The organism is Streptomyces hydrogenans, from assembly GCF_014656075.1.
In the GTDB taxonomy this organism is placed as follows: Bacteria; Actinomycetota; Actinomycetes; order Streptomycetales; family Streptomycetaceae; genus Streptomyces; species Streptomyces hydrogenans.
The window spans coordinates 1-16,123 of record NZ_BNBS01000098.1 but is presented as its reverse complement, the minus strand read 5'-3'; the positions used below and the strand labels follow the sequence as shown (position 1 = coordinate 16,123).

The 16,123-nt window shown below is 75.0% G+C and carries 10 protein-coding genes and 1 pseudogene; 3 read left to right on the top strand and 8 right to left on the bottom strand.

Annotated elements, in window-relative coordinates; genetic code table 11:
- Positions 1–55: 55 nt before the first annotated feature.
- From IE321_RS30700 to IE321_RS30685, 4 genes are all read right to left on the bottom strand, one after another.
- Positions 56–862, bottom strand: a complete 807-nt coding sequence (locus IE321_RS30700; protein WP_190225284.1) for a hypothetical protein — start codon at positions 860–862, stop codon at positions 56–58.
- 94 nt (positions 863–956) lie between these two features.
- Positions 957–1,730 (bottom strand): LolA-like protein, encoded by a 774-nt coding sequence (locus IE321_RS30695; RefSeq protein WP_190225283.1) that lies wholly within the window; start codon positions 1,728–1,730, stop codon positions 957–959.
- Positions 1,731–1,889: 159 nt separating this feature from the next.
- Positions 1,890–5,276 carry an ATP-dependent helicase gene (locus tag IE321_RS30690; protein ID WP_190225282.1) on the bottom strand — a complete coding sequence of 1,129 codons (3,387 nt, stop codon included), beginning with the start codon at positions 5,274–5,276 and terminating at the stop codon, positions 1,890–1,892.
- A 320-nt stretch (positions 5,277–5,596) separates the two neighbouring features.
- Positions 5,597–6,025 (bottom strand): MGMT family protein, encoded by a 429-nt coding sequence (locus IE321_RS30685; RefSeq protein ID WP_190225281.1) that lies wholly within the window; start codon positions 6,023–6,025, stop codon positions 5,597–5,599.
- Between the two features lie 132 nt (positions 6,026–6,157).
- On the opposite strand from IE321_RS30685, the gene IE321_RS30680 reads away from it, so the two are divergent.
- The 3 genes from IE321_RS30680 (at position 6,158) to IE321_RS30670 (ending at position 12,307) form a co-directional block, all read left to right on the top strand.
- Positions 6,158–8,809: a lysylphosphatidylglycerol synthase transmembrane domain-containing protein gene (locus IE321_RS30680; protein ID WP_043228896.1), complete on the top strand. Its 2,652-nt coding sequence runs from the start codon at positions 6,158–6,160 to the stop codon at positions 8,807–8,809.
- A gap of 337 nt (positions 8,810–9,146) precedes the next feature.
- Positions 9,147–10,727, top strand: a complete 1,581-nt coding sequence (locus tag IE321_RS30675; protein ID WP_190225280.1) for an alpha/beta hydrolase — start codon at positions 9,147–9,149, stop codon at positions 10,725–10,727.
- A 53-nt stretch (positions 10,728–10,780) separates the two neighbouring features.
- Positions 10,781–12,307, top strand: a complete 1,527-nt coding sequence (locus tag IE321_RS30670; RefSeq protein WP_190225279.1) for an alpha/beta hydrolase — start codon at positions 10,781–10,783, stop codon at positions 12,305–12,307.
- Between the two features lie 57 nt (positions 12,308–12,364).
- Here the strand turns inward: IE321_RS30670 and moeZ are convergent, their stop codons facing one another.
- The 4 genes and pseudogenes from moeZ to IE321_RS30650 all read right to left on the bottom strand — a co-directional run.
- Positions 12,365–13,543, bottom strand: coding sequence for an adenylyltransferase/sulfurtransferase MoeZ (gene moeZ, locus IE321_RS30665; RefSeq protein ID WP_043228911.1), 1,179 nt, complete (start codon positions 13,541–13,543; stop codon positions 12,365–12,367).
- Between the two features lie 79 nt (positions 13,544–13,622).
- Positions 13,623–14,363 (bottom strand): spherulation-specific family 4 protein, encoded by a 741-nt coding sequence (locus IE321_RS30660; protein WP_043228912.1) that lies wholly within the window; start codon positions 14,361–14,363, stop codon positions 13,623–13,625.
- Positions 14,351–15,322, bottom strand: a complete 972-nt coding sequence (locus tag IE321_RS30655; RefSeq protein WP_043228915.1) for an NAD-dependent epimerase/dehydratase family protein — start codon at positions 15,320–15,322, stop codon at positions 14,351–14,353. The genes IE321_RS30660 and IE321_RS30655 overlap by 13 nt, the downstream gene beginning before the upstream one ends.
- 124 nt (positions 15,323–15,446) lie before the next feature.
- Positions 15,447–16,123: pseudogene (locus IE321_RS30650) on the bottom strand (hypothetical protein); the annotation flags it as partial.

Here is a 16,123-nt window from a genome sequence, read left to right as displayed (position 1 = left end):
GAGGCTAACCGGACGGTCGGACATTCCCGTCCGGTGCGGCTCCCGCCCGCGGGGCTCAGGCCCGGGTGCCGGGGTCGAGGCGGGAGAGGTCGACGGTCTCGTCGGCGGGCGGGGCGGTGACCCTGACCGGGCGGTCGAACTCCGAGAGGGTCATCGAGCCGGGTTCGTCGCCGCCGGTCCTCACGACCTGGCGGATGTACGGCTTGCCCTCCTGGGCGACGGAGACCGTGGTGGTCTCGCCGGACTCCTTCTCCACGAGGGTCGCCACGGGCGTGCGGTCGACCTCGCGGTCGGGGCCGCGGGTGAGACCGGAGCGGTCGTCCTTGCCGAGGTCGTCGAGGAGGGAGTCGAGGTCGCAGACCTCGCCGAGGTCGGCGCTGCCTGCCTGGCCGGGGGCGATCTTGAGCCAGCGGCCCTTGACGAGTTCGATGACCGGGGCGATCTCGTTCTCGGGGACCCCCTGCTCGGTCATGGAGATCCGCCAGAACGCCTCGTCGCCCTTGAGGTAGGTGACGCCGTCGAGCCGGCGGAGCTCCGCGTCGCCGTCGTCGACGCCGATGCGGCCCCGGCAGGAGCCCTGGTCGTCGACGGAGAAGTCGACGTCGAGGTCCTGTCCCTCGGAGACGACCCGCCCGGTCATGCGGAGGGAGTCGGCGGAGCGGGTGGCGTCGACGGCCCGGTCGGCGATCTGCTCGGGGGTGAGCCCGTCGAAGGGATCGGGCGACGGGGCGGCGGGGGCCGCCGCGGGGCCCGCAGCGGCCGGCGCCGCCCAGGCCGCCGCCCGGGCGGGGCCCGCGACGGCGACGGCCGCGCACACGACGGCGGCGGCGCGGAGCGTCCGGTGGCTGGACTGGGACCGCATACGAGCCTCCTCGTCCCCCGGGGTCCTCCCGGACCCCCGGACCCTGTCACCAGGGTCGCCCCGCGCGCGCGTGGCCGCTACTCAGCCCGGAGGGTCAGCCCTTGAGGGCTTCCTTCATGAGCTGCTCCATGTCCATGACCTGGTCGGCCGGCGGGGCCTCGACGGTGACCGGCTTGTCGTAGTCCTTGAGCGTGACCGTGCCCGGGTCGTCGCCACCGGTGGTGACGACGCGGAGGATGTACGGCTTGGCGGAGTCGCGGGCCACGTACAGCGTGGTGGACTCGCCGTCCTTGTCGCCCTTGCCGGTGAGGACGACGGCCTGGGCGCCGTCCACGTCGGCGTCCTCGCCGCGGGTGAGGCCGGAGGTCTTGGTCTCCTTCTCCATGTCGGCGAAGATCGTCTTGAGGTCGCAGAAGTTGTCGGAGTCCTTGGACTCGCCGGCCTCGGCCGGGGACTTCATCCAGCGGCCCTGGAGGAGCTGACCGAAGTCGGGGCCCTCGGCGGAGGCGTCCTCGCCGCCGGTGGACGCCGTCCAGAAGGCGTCGTCGCCCTTGATGTAGAGGTCGCCGCCGGTGCCGACCATCTCGGCCTTGCCCTCGCCGGCGGTGGACATGCTGCCCTTGCAGGAGCCCTTGCCGTCGACGGTGACGTCGACGGTCGTCTCCTTGCCGTCCTCCTTGCCGGAGCCCTGCATGTGGACGGAGGTGGCGGCCTTGGTGGTCTCGACGGCCTTCTTGGCGATGTCGTCGGCGGAGAGGCCCGCGAAGGGGTCGGCGGCCTTGTCGTCGCCCTTGCCGCAGCCGGTGACACCGGCGACGACGCTCAGACAGATCGCCGCGGTGGCCCAGAGCTTCCGGTTGGCCCTCATGCGCGTACTCCTCAAGCGTGCGTGATGCCTTCGACGTGTTCGAAAGCGAATACTCACAGGTTCTCTTCACGGCGACCTTATGCGGTGCCGCGCAGACAGTGACCTGCCGGACCGGGGAAAGGATGTACGACCGGGAACGTGATGCCGGTCACGCCCCGTTCAGTCGACGACCTGGCGGCCCTCCGGGCGGGCGCTGCAGGCGGCGCGGAAGGAACAGGTCTCGCAGTGTCGGCCGGCGCTGGGGGCGAAGCGCTCGTCGAGGACCCGTCCGGCCGCGGTGGCGAGCAGATCGCCGACCCACTCCCCCTCCGGCGGCGGTTGGGCCTGCACCTTGGGCAGCGCGTCGCCGCCCTCCTTCTTGGGCGCGGCCTGGCGCAGCTGGACGAGTTCGGCGCCGCCGGGTTCGGGGCGGCGGCCGTCGAAGACCTCGTCCAGGGCGCCCGCGCGGACGGCGAGCTGGTAGACGGCGAGCTGCGGGTGGCGGGCCACCTCGGGTCCGGTGGGGGCGGCCTTGCCGGTCTTGAAGTCGACGACGTAGGCGCGGCCCTCCGCGTCGGTCTCCACGCGGTCCATGGAGCCGCGGATGCGGACCTGGTACTCCCCCGCCTCCAGGGTGACGTCGAAGCCGTGCTCGGAGGCGGCGGGGGTGCGGCCGCCGCGGTCCATGACGTGCCAGCGCAGGAACCGTTCCAGCGCCACGCGCGCGTGGGCCTTCTCCTGCGCGGACTTCCAGGGGGCGTCGAAGGCGAGCGCGTCCCACACGGTGTCCAGGCGGGCCATGAGGACGTCCAGGTCGGCGGGGGTGCGGCCGGAGGCGACCTCGTCGGCGAGGACGTGGACGACGTTGCCGAAGCCCTGGGCGGCGGAGGCGGGCTCGGCGGCCTTGACCTCGCGGCCCAGGAACCACTGGAGGGAGCAGGTGGCGGCGAGGTTCTCCAGGGCGCTCGGGGAGAGCGCGACGGGCCGGTCGCGGTCGCGCAGCGGCGCCTCGCCGCGGGTGGGTTCGTGGAGGCCCCACCAGCGGTCCGGGTGGGCGGCCGGGACCATCGGCTGCCCGTCCTCGTCGGCGAGGGCGGCCAGGGTCGCCAGGCGGCGGGCGGCGGCGTCCCGGAGCGCGGGCGAGGCGTCCGGGTCGACGGTGGTGGCGCGCAGTTCGGCGACGAGCGCGGAGACGGCGAGCGGGCGGCGGGGCCGGCCGGGCACCTCCCTGGGCTCCACGCCCAGCTCGGCGAGGAAGCGGGAGGGCTGGTCGCCGTCCTCGGCGGGGGCCTTGACGGCGGTGACGACGAGCCGTTCGCGGGCGCGGGTGGCGGCCACGTAGAAGAGGCGGCGCTCCTCGGCGAGGAGGGCGCCGGGGGTGAGCGGTTCGGCGAGGCCGTCGCGGCCGATGCGGTCGGCCTCGAGGAGGGAGCCGCGGCGGCGGAGGTCCGGCCAGAGGCCCTCCTGGAGGCCGGCGACGACGACGAGGCCCCACTCCAGGCCCTTGGAGCGGTGGGCGGTCATCAGGCGGACGGCGTCGGGGCGGGTGTGACGGCGGGTCAGGGTGTCGGCGGCGATGTCCTGGGCGTCCAGCTCCTCCAGGAAGTTGAGCACGCCGCGGCCGCCGAGCCGCTCCTCGGCGCGGGCGGCGGTCTCGAAGAGGGCGCAGACCGCGTCGAGGTCCCGGTCGGCGTTCCGGCCCGCGGGGCCGCCGCGGAGGGCGGCGCGCTCCAGGCGGCCGGGCCAGGGGGTGCCGTTCCAGAGCACCCAGAGGGCCTCCTCGGCGGTGCCGCCGGCGGCGAGGAGGGTGCGGGCCTCCTGGAGGAGGCGGCCGAGGCGCTGGGCGCCGCGGGCGTAGGCGGGGTCGTGGGCGGCGAGGCGCTCGGGTTCGGCGAGGGCGCGGGTGAGGAGGACGTCGGAAGGGGGCGGGACCCTGTCGCCGGCGGCGCGGTGCTCCTCCCGGAGGGCGCGGCCCAGTCTCCGCAGGTCCGCGGGGTCGACGCCGCCCAGGGGCGAGGCCAGGAGTTCGAGGGCCGTCTCGACCGGGAGCCAGGACTCGGGCTCGGGGGCCGGGGCGGGTTCGGACGCCGGCGCGGGCTCGGGGGCCGGGGCGGGTTCGGACGCCGGCGCGGGCTCGGGCTCGGCGGACGGGGCGGCGCCGTCGTCGGTCGTGCCGGCGCGTTCCGCCGGGGTGGCCACCGCCCGCAGGGCCAGGAGCAGGGGGGCCACCGCCGGTTCGTGGCGCAGCGGGGTGTCGGCGGCGTCGGTCTCCACGGGGACGCCGGCCGAGGTGAGGGCGCGGCGGAGGGAGGGGAGGACGGCGGAGGCGCGGGTGAGGACGGCCATGTCGTGCCACGGGACGCCGTCCTCCAGGTGGGCGCGGCGCAGCAGGTCGGCGATGTTCTCGGCCTCGGCGGAGGCGGTGGGGTAGGTGTACGCCTCGGCGCGGCCGCCGTCCCGGACGGGCGCGAGTTCGCGGTGGGCACGGACGGCGGCGGCGGGCAGCCGGGTCATCGGCATCCGGCGGGTGAGCTGCCGGGTGGCGGCGAGGAGGTCCGCGCCGGCCCGGCGGGAGGTGCCGAGGACCCGGACGGGGGCGCCGCCGAAGGCGGCGGGGAAGTCGAGGATGCCGTTCACGTCGGCGCCCCGGAAGGCGTAGATGGACTGGTCGGGGTCGCCGAGGGCGACGACCGTGTTCCGGCCGCCGCCGGTGAGCGCGGTGAGGAGCCGGACCTGGGCGGGGTCGGTGTCCTGGTACTCGTCGACGTAGACGGCGTCGTACCCGGGGAGGGCGGTCCGTTCGGCGAGGAGGACGGCCCGGTGGACCAGCTCGGTGTAGTCGAGGACGCCCTGGAGGTCGAGGACGTCGAGGTACTCGGCGAGGAAGCCGGCGGCGGCCTTCCAGTCGGGGCGGCCGACGCGTTCGGCGAAGCGGCTCAGCGCGTCGGGCCCGAGGCCGAGCTCGCGGGAGCGGGCGAGGACGGCGCGGACCTCGTCGGCGAAACCGCGGGTGGTGAGGCAGGCGCGCAGTTCGTCGGGCCAGCGGACGCCGCCGACCCCGGCCCGTTCGAGGTCGATCTGACCGGCGAGGAGTTCGCGGACGGCGAGGTCCTGCTCGGGGCCGGAGAGCAGCCGGAGGGGTTCGGCGAAGAGTTCGGCGTCCTGGTGGGCCCGGATGAGGGCGTAGCAGTACGAGTGGAAGGTGGTGGCCTGGGGCGGGCGGCGGCCGCCGAGCCGGGTGGCCATCCGGTCGCGGAGTTCGACGGCGGCCTTGCGGCTGAAGGTGAGGACGAGGATCCGCTCGGGGTCGGTGCCGCGCTCCATGCGGGCGGCGACGGCCTCCACCAGCGTCGTCGTCTTCCCGGTGCCGGGTCCGGCGAGGACGAGGAGCGGTCCCCTGTCGTGCTCAACCACCGCCCGCTGCGCTGCGTCCAGCTGAGGGGGGTCCACCGGGGCCGGGGCCGTGCGCACCAGCCGGTACGCGCCGGGGGTCCGCTGCCTGCCCGCGCCCGGGTACGGCTGTCCCTGGTGCGGCGGCGTCGGCCGGGTGGTGGAGGAGGAGCTCACGTGGTTGGCCGGTCCTGGTCGATGGTGATGTGGTGCCGGTGCCGCGGGCGGCGCGGGTGACGGCGGAGGCGCGGAGCGGGGTACGGCCCCCGGCACGCGCGCGTGCCCGTGTCCGTGCCGTCGCGACCGCCGGGCACACCCCTGCCGTGTCCGCCTCCGTGTGCGGCACGCCCGTCGACGGTACGCGAAACCGGGCGGCGGCGGGCCCCGCTCGCCGGGACCGGGCGGCCGGTCGGGACGACGCGCCCGGGGTCGTACCCGCGCTCAGGCCGTCCGGTGTGAGATCCCGCACGCCCGGCCCGGGCGGCGGGTCGCGCGGGTCATTCCGGTTCCGCTTCCGGGCGGGCCGTCCCGGCGTCGGCGCCGTCCCAGCGGGCGCGGCGCATGTCGATCCTCGGCACGTGCCCGTCGGCGGCCGGGCCGCGCTCGCGGAGCGGGGTGCCCTCGTCGCGGTAGTGGCCGAGGGCGCGCAGCTCGTGTCCGGGCAGCAGGGTGCCGTCGGCGCGGACGACCCGCCACCACGGGGCGCCGCCGCCGTAGAGGGACATGACGCGGCCGACCTGGCGGGGGCCGCCCTCGCCGAGCCACTCGGCGACGTCGCCGTAGGTCATCACCCGGCCCGGCGGGATCCGGTCGGCGACGTCGAGCACCGCCTCCGCGTACGGGGGCAGCGCGTCCGCCGCCCCGGAGTCTTCGGCTCCGCTCGCTCCGGTCTGTCCCACGGGTCCCTCCAGGCTCATCCGTGTCATCCTGCCTCACCCCACCGACATGGCCCTGATGCCTCCGCCCGGCGGCTCTTCGTGCCACCATCGTCCGGGCGGTGACTGGTGATACGAGATCAACAGCGGCAGACGCAAGCAGAAGTACACGCAGAGACGGACATGGTGATGGGTCAGGACACTCAGCCTCCCGGTGAGGCTCGGCCCGACATGCCCGAGCGGGTCTCCGGCGACGAGCCGCTGCTCGCCGCCCGTGTCCACCGGCCCTCCGACCTCATGCGCCTGCTGGCCGGGGTGCTGGCCATCGCCGTCGTCCTCGCCATCGCCGCCTTCGCCCACGGCACCACGTCCGGCCTGGAGCAGGACATCAACAAGGGGGCCGTCGGCGCCTCCGACGTCTTCGTCAAGATCGCCGGGCTGGTCTCGTCGATCGCGATCCTGGTCCTGCCGGTGGCCTTCGCCATCGAGCGCCTGGTGAAACGGGACGGGCTGCGGATCGCGGACGGCGTGCTCGCGGCGGTGCTCGCGCACGGGGTCACCCTGGCGATCGACCTGTGGGTGGCGAAGGCCGCCCCGGACACGATCCAGGACGCGCTGACCCAGCCGGCGAGCGGCGGCGGGCTGACCGATCCGGTGCACAACTACCTCGCGCCGGTGATCGCGTACATGACGGCCGTCGGCATGGCCCGCAGACCGCGCTGGCGGTTCTCGCTCTGGGCGGTGCTGCTGCTCGACGCCTTCACCATGCTGGTGGCCGGCTACACGACCGCCTTCTCGATCATCCTCACGGTGCTCATCGGCTGGACCGTGGCGTACGGCACGCTGTACGCGGTCGGCTCGCCGAACGTCCGGCCGACCGGCCAGACCCTCCTCGCCGGACTGCGCCGGGTCGGCTTCCGGCCGGTGACGGCGCTGCGCGCGGAGGAGGTGCCGGAGACCGCGGAGAGCGGCGACCGGGGCCGCCGGTACCTCGTGACCCTGGAGGACGGGCCGCCGCTGGACGTCACGGTCGTCGACCGCGAGCAGCAGGCGCACGGCTTCTTCTACCGGCTGTGGCGGCGGATCACCCTGCGGACGGTGACCACCCGCCGGTCGATCGTCTCGCTGCGGCAGGCGCTCGAACAGGAGGCGCTGCTGGCGTACGCGGCGATCGCGGCCGGGGCGAACGCGCCGAAGCTGATCGCCACCTCCGAGCTGGGGCCGGACGCGGTGATGCTCGTCTACGAGCACATCGGCGGGCGGAGCCTGGACTCGCTGGACGACGCGGAGATCACCGACGAGCTGGTGCGCAGCGGGTGGCGGCAGGTGCGGGCGCTCCAGTCGCGCCGGATCGCGCACCGCCGGCTGTCGGGGGACGCGATCCTGGTGGATCGTTCCGGCAGGGTGTTCCTGACGGATCTGCGCGGCGGCGAGATCGCGGCCGGCGATCTGGTGCTGCGGATGGACATCGCCCAGTTCCTGACGACCCTGGGCCTGCGGGTCGGGGCGGAGCGGACGGTGGCGGCGGCCGTGGAGGTGCTGGGCCCGGACGCGGTGGCGGACTGTCTGCCGCTGCTCCAGCCGATCGCGCTGAGCCGGTCGACCCGCGCCACCCTGCGCAAGCTGGCGCGGGAGCGCTCGCAGCGGGAGCGGGAGGCGGTCCTCGCCGCCTCCGAGGAGGCGAAGCGGGAGCGGGAGCGGGCCAAGGCGGCCGCCCACGCGGGGCTTCCGGTGCCGGACACCGACCCGCGGGCCGAGAAGGCCGAGAAGAAGGCGGACAAGAAGGCGGAGAAGCGGGCGCTCGACGAGGCCCTGGACGAGGCCCGCGAGGAGGACCTGCTGGCGCAGATCCGCCGGCAGGTGCTGCTGATCCGGCCACAGGCGCCGGTGGAGCCGGTCCGGCTGGAGCGGATCAAGCCGCGGACGCTGATCTCGCTGGTCGCGGGCGCGGTCGCCGCGTACTTCCTGCTGTCGCAGATCGCCCGCACCCCGCTGTCCACGGTCGCCGAGGCGGACTGGCGGTGGGTGGCGGCGGCGGTGGTGTTCTCGGCGCTCAGCTATCTGGCGGCGGCGATGAGCCTGCTCGGTTTCGTGCCGGAGCGGGTGGGGTTCTGGCGGACGGTGGTCGCGCAGGTCGCCGGTTCGTTCGTGAAGATCGTCGCCCCGGCGGCGGTCGGCGGGGTCGCCCTCAACACCCGCTTCCTCCAGCGCGCGGGCGTGCGGCCGGGGCTCGCGGTGGCGAGCGTGGGCGCCTCGCAGCTCTTCGGGCTCGGGGCGCACATCCTGCTGCTGCTCTCCTTCGGCTATCTGACGGGGACCGAGAAGTCGCAGTCCTTCACGCCGTCGAGGACGGTCATCGCCGGTCTGCTGACGGTGGCGGTGCTGGTCCTGGTGATGACGGCGATCCCGTTCATGCGGAAGTTCGTCTCGACCCGGCTGCGGTCGCTCTTCGCGGGCGTGGTGCCGCGCATGCTCGACGTGCTCCAGCGGCCGCTGAAGCTGGTCACGGGCATCGGCGGGATGCTGCTGCTGACGGGTGCGTTCGTCCTCTGTCTGGACGCCTCGATCCGGGCCTTCGCGCACGGCGAGGCGTCGGTCAGCTACGCGAGCGTGGCCGTGGTCTTCCTCGCGGGCAACGCGCTCGGTTCGGCGGCCCCGACGCCCGGCGGTGTCGGCGCGGTCGAGGGCGCGCTCATCGGCGGTCTCGTCGCGGTGGGCCTGCCGATCGAGGTCGCCACTCCGGCGGTCCTCCTCTACCGGCTGATGACCCTGTGGCTGCCGGTCCTGCCGGGCTGGATCTGCTTCAACTGGCTCACCCGGCGGGAGTCGCTGTAGCCCGGCTCCCGCACGGGTGACCGCGCTCAGCCGTACCCGCCCGCCAGGAAGCCGAGCAGCAGCAGGCAGCAGCCGACCTCGACCGCGCCGACGAGCGGGACCCCGAGCCCGCGCCCGGGCAGCACGGCCGGGGGGCGTCCGGGGCGCGGATCCTGACGGGCGTCACGGTCACGAGGCCGCGGCGGACGGGCGGTGTCCGGCGGGTCACGACGCCGTCCGGCGCGCTCGCGGCCGACGCCGTGGTCCTCGCCGTGTCCGGCCGTGGGCGGCGCCCGGGCGACACCCGCTTGGGGGTGTGTCCCGCGCGGGGGGAGCGGGGGCGGACGAGCATGGGGGTATGCCGATCTCCGCCGCTCAGCGTGCCGCCGCTCTGCTCACCGTCTCCGCCGTCCTGTGTCTGACCGGCTGCTCGGACGACGGCGGCGACGACCAGGCCGCCACGGCCCGCCCCAGCGGCAGCGGCGGCCTGTCGGCGCTGACGGAGCAGCAGCTCGAATGGGACACCTGCCCACCGCCGTCCGCGGCGGAGGGCGGCGGCTCGGCCCCGACCCCGCTGCCCGGCGGCACCCCGTGGGAGTGCGCCTTCCTGAAGACACCGCTGGACTGGGAGCGGCCGGAGGGCGAGACGATCGAGCTGGCGCTGATCCGGGCGCGGGCCGCGGACAACGCCCGCCGCATCGGCTCCCTGGTGTTCAACTTCGGCGGGCCCGGCGGCTCCGGCGTCACCGGCCTGCCGGGCTTCGCCGCGGACTACGAGAGCCTGCGCTCCCGCTACGACCTGGTCTCCTTCGATCCGCGCGGCGTCGGCCGCAGCGAGCCGGTCGAGTGCGCCACGGACAAGGAGCTGGACGCCTACTACGCCCTCGACTTCACCCCGGACGACCAGGCGGAGGAGCGGACCCTGTCCGACGCGCAGAAGAAGTACGCGGCGGGCTGCGAGGCCGACGCGGGCCCGGTCCTCCCGCACGTCGGCACGGAGAGCGCGGCCCGCGACATGGACCTGCTGCGCCAGGTCCTCGGCGACGACAAGCTGCACTACTTCGGCATCTCGTACGGCACGGAGCTCGGCGGCGTCTACGCCCACCTCTTCCCGGAGCGGGTCGGCCGGGCCGTCTTCGACGCGGTCGTGGACCCGGAGGCGGGCGTCGAGGACGGGGCGCTCGGGCAGGCGAAGGGCTTCCAGCTGGCGCTGGACAACTTCGCGCAGGACTGCGTGGACCGGGGCGACGAGTGCGCCCTGCCGGGCTCGACGGTCGCCGAGGTCGAGAAGGGCGTCACGGACCTCCTCGCCGCGCTGGACGAGAAGCCGATCGCCGGCATCGGCAGCCGGAAGCTGACGCAGACCCAGGCCACCAACGGCATCGCCCAGGCGCTGTACTCGAAGGAGTTCTGGCCCTATCTGGAGCAGGGCCTGGAGGCCGCGGACGGCGGCGACGGCGCCCTCCTCCTCGCCCTCTCCGACTCGATGAACGGGCGGGGCGAGAACGGCAGTTACAGCAACATCCAGGCCGCCAACGCCGCCATCAACTGCGTCGACTTCAAGGAGCGGTACACCCTCGGCCAGGCCAAGGAGCGGCTGCCGCGGTTCCGCGAGGCGTCCCCGGTCTTCGGCGACTTCATGGGCTGGGCCCTCGCCAGCTGCTCGCAGTGGCCGGTCCCCGGCACCTGGGACCACCCGGACGTGTCCGCCCCCGGCGCGGCGCCCATCCTGGTGGTCGGCAACACCGGCGACCCGGCGACCCCGTACGAGGGCGCCCGCGCCATGGTGAAGGCCCTCGGCGACGGCGTCGGCGTCGAGCTGACCTACGAGGGCGAGGGCCACGGCGCCTACAACGGCGGCAGCGCCTGCGTGAAGAAGGCGGTCGACGGCTACCTCCTGGACGGCAGGGTCCCGGCCTCGGGCACCGTCTGCAAGTAGCCGCACACCAGCCCCCTAGGATGACGGCCGGTCTCGATCCCGGGGGGTTTCCCATGTCCGTACGCCGACGTCTGACGGTCCTCGCCGTCGGCGGACTGCTGGTCACCGGGTGCACGAGCACGGGCGCGGGCACGGTCGGGACCGCCCCCTCGCCCGTCGGCTCCGCCTCCTCCCCCTCCTCCCCCGCCGCCGGCGCCGAGCGCTCCCCGTCCCTCGCCTCCCAGCGCCTCGACTGGAAGCGCTGCGACGGGGCGGACGACGCGTGGCGCTGCGCCACCGTGAAGGTCCCGCTGGACCACGCGAAGCCGGACGGCGCCACCCTGCCCGTCGCCCTGATCCGCAAGGAGGCGACCGACCGGAAGGGCCGGATCGGCTCGCTGCTCTTCAACTTCGGCGGGCCCGGCGCCTCGGGCGTGGACACGCTGCCGCAGCTCTCCGCCGACTACGCCGCGCTGGGCCGCCGCTACGACCTCGTGGGCTTCGACCCGCGCGGGGTGAGCCGCAGCTCCGGCGTGGTCTGCCGGGACGACGCCGAGCAGGCCGCCGCCGAGGCCCGGATCGACGCCACGCCGGACACGCCCGCCGAGGAGGCCGCCTTCCTGAAGGACGCGGCGGACTTCGGCGCCGGCTGCGCCCGCCGCTCCGGCGCCGTGATCCCGTACACCACCACCTCGGCCACCGCCCGCGACATGGACCTGATCCGGCAGGTCCTCGGCGACGAGAGGCTGCACTACTTCGGCATCTCGTACGGCACCCAGCTCGGCGGCACCTACGCGCACCTCTTCCCGGGCCGGGTGGGCCGGCTGGTCCTGGACGCCGTGGTCGACCCGACCGCCGGCACCGCCGGCCACGCCCGGCACCAGACGGTCGGCTTCCAGCGGGCCCTGGACAACTACCTGCGGAGCACCGGGCAGGAGCCGGCGGCCGGTTCCGCGCGGATCACCCGGCTCCTCGCCCGGCTCGACGCCGCGCCCCTGGAGGTCGGCGACCGTCGGCTCACCGAGGGCCTGGCGACCACGGGCATCGCGGTGACCCTGTACGCCGAGTCCGGTTGGCCGCTGCTCACCCAGGCCCTGGCGGCGGCCGAGGGCGGCGACGGCGGTCCGCTGCTGCGGCTCGCGGACGCCTACAACGACCGGGACGCGCAGGGGCGTTACGCCACCCAGTCGCACTCCCAGCGGGCGATCTCCTGCGCCGACTCCAGCGAGCGCCCGACCGCCGCCGAGGCGAAGGCGCTGCTGCCCGGGTTCCGCCGCCTCTCCCCCGTCTTCGGCGCCTTCCTCGCCTGGGACACGGCCGGCTGGTGCGCCGGCTGGCCGGTGGAGGGCGAGGCGAGGACCCCGGCGGCGTCCGCCCCGGGGGCGGCGCCGGTGCTGGTCGTGGGCACGACGGGCGACCCGGCGACCCCGTACGAGGGCGCCGCGCGGATGGCCCGGGAGCTGGGCGAGGGGGTCGGGATCCTGGTCACCAACAAGGGCGAGGGGCACGGCGCGTACGGCACCTCGGCGTGCGTGACGCGGACGGTCGACGCGTACCTGCTGGACGGGAAGGTGCCCGCGTACGGCACGACCTGCGGGTAGCGCGGACGCGCGAAGGCCCCGGACCGTCACCCGGTCCGGGGCCTTCGTCGCACCGTCCTAGTAGACCGGCTTCTCGGGCTCGATCTGGTGGACCCAGCCGATGACGCCGCCGCCGACGTGCACCGCGTCCGCGAAGCCCGCGGACTTGAGCACGGCGAGGACCTCCGCGCTGCGGACGCCCGTCTTGCAGTGCAGGACGATCTTCTTGTCCTGCGGCAGGTCCTGGAGGGCGTTGCCCATCAGGAACTCGTTCTTCGGGATCAGACGGGCGCCCGGGATCGAGACGATCTCGTACTCGTTCGGCTCGCGGACGTCGATGATGTCGATGTTCTCGTCCTCGTCGATCCACTCCTTGAGCTGCTTCGGAGTGATCGTGGAGCCGAGCGCCGCCTCCTGGGCCTCCTCGGACACGACGCCGCAGAAGGCCTCGTAGTCGATGAGCTCGGTGACGGTCGGGTTCTCGCCGCAGACCGCGCAGTTCGGGTCCTTGCGGACCTTCACCTGGCGGTACTGCATCTCCAGGGCGTCGTAGATCATCAGCCGGCCGACGAGCGGCTCGCCGATGCCGGCGAGGAGCTTGATGGCCTCGTTGACCTGGATGGAGCCGATGGACGCGCAGAGCACGCCCAGGACGCCGCCCTCGGCGCAGGAGGGGACCATGCCCGGCGGCGGGGGCTCCGGGTAGAGGCAGCGGTAGCAGGGACCGTGCTCGGACCAGAAGACGGACGCCTGGCCGTCGAAGCGGTAGATCGAGCCCCAGACGTACGGCTTGTTGAGCAGCACGCAGGCGTCGTTCACCAGGTAGCGGGTGGCGAAGTTGTCGGTGCCGTCGACGATCAGGTCGTACTGGCTGAAGATGTCCATCACGTTGTCGGCCTCGAGCCGCTCCTCGTGCAGGACCACGTTCACGTACGGGTTGATGCCGAGCACGCTGTCGCGCGCCGACTCCGCCTTGGAGCGGCCGATGTCGGCCTGGCTGTGGATGATCTGGCGCTGGAGGTTCGACTCGTCGACCTCGTCGAACTCCACGATGCCGAGCGTGCCGACGCCCGCCGCGGCCAGGTACATGAGGGCCGGAGAGCCGAGGCCGCCGGCGCCGACGGCCAGCACCTTGGCGTTCTTGAGGCGCTTCTGGCCGTCCATCCCGACATCGGGGATGATCAGGTGACGGGAGTACCGACGGACCTCGTCGACGGTGAGCTCGGCAGCCGGCTCGACCAGGGGTGGCAGCGACACGGGGGCTCCAGGGTCGTCTCCGCTCGCGCGGGGAGGGGACAGGCATCGTTCTTCCCTCGTAACCCTGCCACGCCTTATTTCATTCCGAGACTCCCTGTCCGATACGCGAGACGATTTCGTCCCAGTAGCCGGGCAGCGAGTGAAATGGGGCGTTCTGTCCCGAGCCCCCTCCCGGCCGGTCGGTGAAGAAGATCGTGCCGGCGCCCTGCCAGCGGGCGATCCGCAGCGCCTCGTCGAGGTGGGTGCGCGGCACCCCGTGGACGAAGTGGGCGAACTTCCCCTCCGGGTATTCGGCCGTCCAGGCGGCCGCCTGCGACCAGCGGTAGTCCACCCAGGCGCCGGAGAAGGTCACCAGCTGGTCCGCCGCCTCCGCGTACCCCGGGTGCGGGTGGCTGCCCTGCCCGAGGACGAGGTGGGCGTCGCCGCCGAGGAGGGCCGACAGCGTGGTGGTGACCCTCCTCACTCCGGCGAGGTCCGTCCGGTCCGTGGGACAGCGGTCCAGATAGAAGCCGCCGACCCGGTACCAGTCGAGGTACCGCTGGGCCCCCGAGACGAGCTCGCCGAAGGGGCGCGAGCCGTGCGCCAGGTCCAGGTGCCCGAGCACCCGCACGCCCGCCTGCCGGAGCCGCCCCGCGGTCTCCAGGCAGTGCGGGTCGGGGCGGCTGCCGGGACCGTCCGACACGTTGAGCACCGCCCAGTGGACGGGGGTGCCGGGCCGCGTCAGCTCGGCCCACTCGACCGGGGCGAGCAGCGGGTGGGCGTAGCCGGGGGCCCCGACGCCGAGCGCCCGGACGGTGCCGGCGGCGGTCAGATGCGACACGCCGCCTCCATCCAGATGTCGGCGAGCGACTCCTCCAGGTTGATGCGGGGGCGCCAGCCGAGCCGGTCGCGGGCGGTGCGGACGTCGGCCTGCTGCCAGGGCCCGCAGCCGTCGGGGTACGGGAAGGGGGCGGCGGCCAGCTGTTCGGCGATGGTCGCCTCGCCGCGCGGGGCGCCGATGACGGGCCGTTGCGGGATGCCGTGCGGGGCGTCGACCTCGTGGAGGTTGCCCGCGTATCCGGCGACCCGGGCGAGGACGGCGGCGGCGTCCCGGAGCCGGACGGCCCGGCCCGTACCGATGTTGACGACGCCCTGGGCGGCGGAGAGGGAGGCGGCGTGCACGGCTCGGGCCACGTCCCGGACGTCCACGAAGTCCCGCTGCACGCCGAGGCCGCTGAGCTTGAGCTCGCCGTCGCCGGCCTGCATCGCCCGGCGCATGGCCTCGGCGAGCCGGCCGAGCGGGGAGCCGGCGGGGGTGCCGGGGCCGACCGGGGAGAAGACCCGCAGGACGACCGCGTCGAGCCCGGAGCCGAGGACGAGCTCCGTGGCGGCGAGCTTGGAGACGCCGTACGGGCCTCCCGGGCGCGGCACGGCGTCCTCGGCGGTGGAGGAGCCGGGCTGGCTGGGCCCGTACTCGGAGGCGCAGCCGACCTGGACGAGCCGGGCGCCGCAGCCGCTGCGGCGCAGGGCCTCGCAGACGGTGGCGACGGCGACGGTGTTGTGCCGGGTCAGGTCGCGGGCGCCGCCGCGGGTGGCGCCCGCGCAGTTGACGACCACGCCGGGGTGGACGGCGTCCAGGAAGCGGGTGAGCGCGCCGGGGCTGCCGGTGGCGAGGTCGAAGCGGACGTCGGCGTCGTCGCCGCGGCCGAGGGCGGTGAGGTGGACCGCCGGGTCGGCGAGCAGCCGGTCGGCGACGAAGCGGCCGATGAAGCCGTTGGCTCCGAGCAGTAGCACCCTCATCGTGCGGCCCCTTCGTGCCGACCGGCCGGTGCTGGGGAGGGAGGGGTCATGGTCTTCGTTCTCCTTGAGGGTGATGAGTCGGGGGCCGGGCGCCCGCGGCGTCGGCTCCGCGGGAGCGCCGGGGTCAGGGGGTGGTGTGGGCCGAGGCCCGGGTGAGGGCGGTGGTCGCGTGGGCCACCAGGCCGAGCGCGGCGGCGCCGCAGACGAGCGCGGGGACGGCGCCGGCGCCCCAGGCGGCGACGGCGGCCAGCCGGGTGGCGGCGAGCGCGTCGAAGCCGGGGAGCGGGAGCCGGGAGGCCAGCACGCTCGCCAGGCCGAGGGCTTCGGCGGCGAAGGCGGCGGCCAGGGGGGCGGCCGCGGTGCCGGCGTGCCCGTGGGCGGCGAGCAGCCGGGCGGTCAGCAGGAGCGCGCCGAGGGCGAGCGCTCCGGCGGTGAGGCCGGTGAGCGCGAGCAGGGCGGTGAGGGCGGCGAGGTGGAGGAGGACGGCGGCCAGCAGCCACGCGCGCGTGGCGGCGGCGAAGTCGGCGAGGCCCCTGCTGTCGGCGATGCGGCGGCGGGCCCGGCCTGCGAAGAGGTGGGCGCACCAGGCGGCGGGTGCGACGGCGAGCGCGAGCCCGAGGAGCGGCGCGGGGTCGATGCGCCAGGCGCCGTCGGGCCCGCCGCCGAGCACCTGCTCCAGGAGGCCGTCGCCCGCGACGGCGTACGCGAGGAGCCAGAGGGTCCAGAGCCGGGCGGCGGGCGCGGCGGTGGCGGCGCGCAGCGGCCCGCGCCGGACGGCGAGGACGAGCGCGGCGGCCAGTC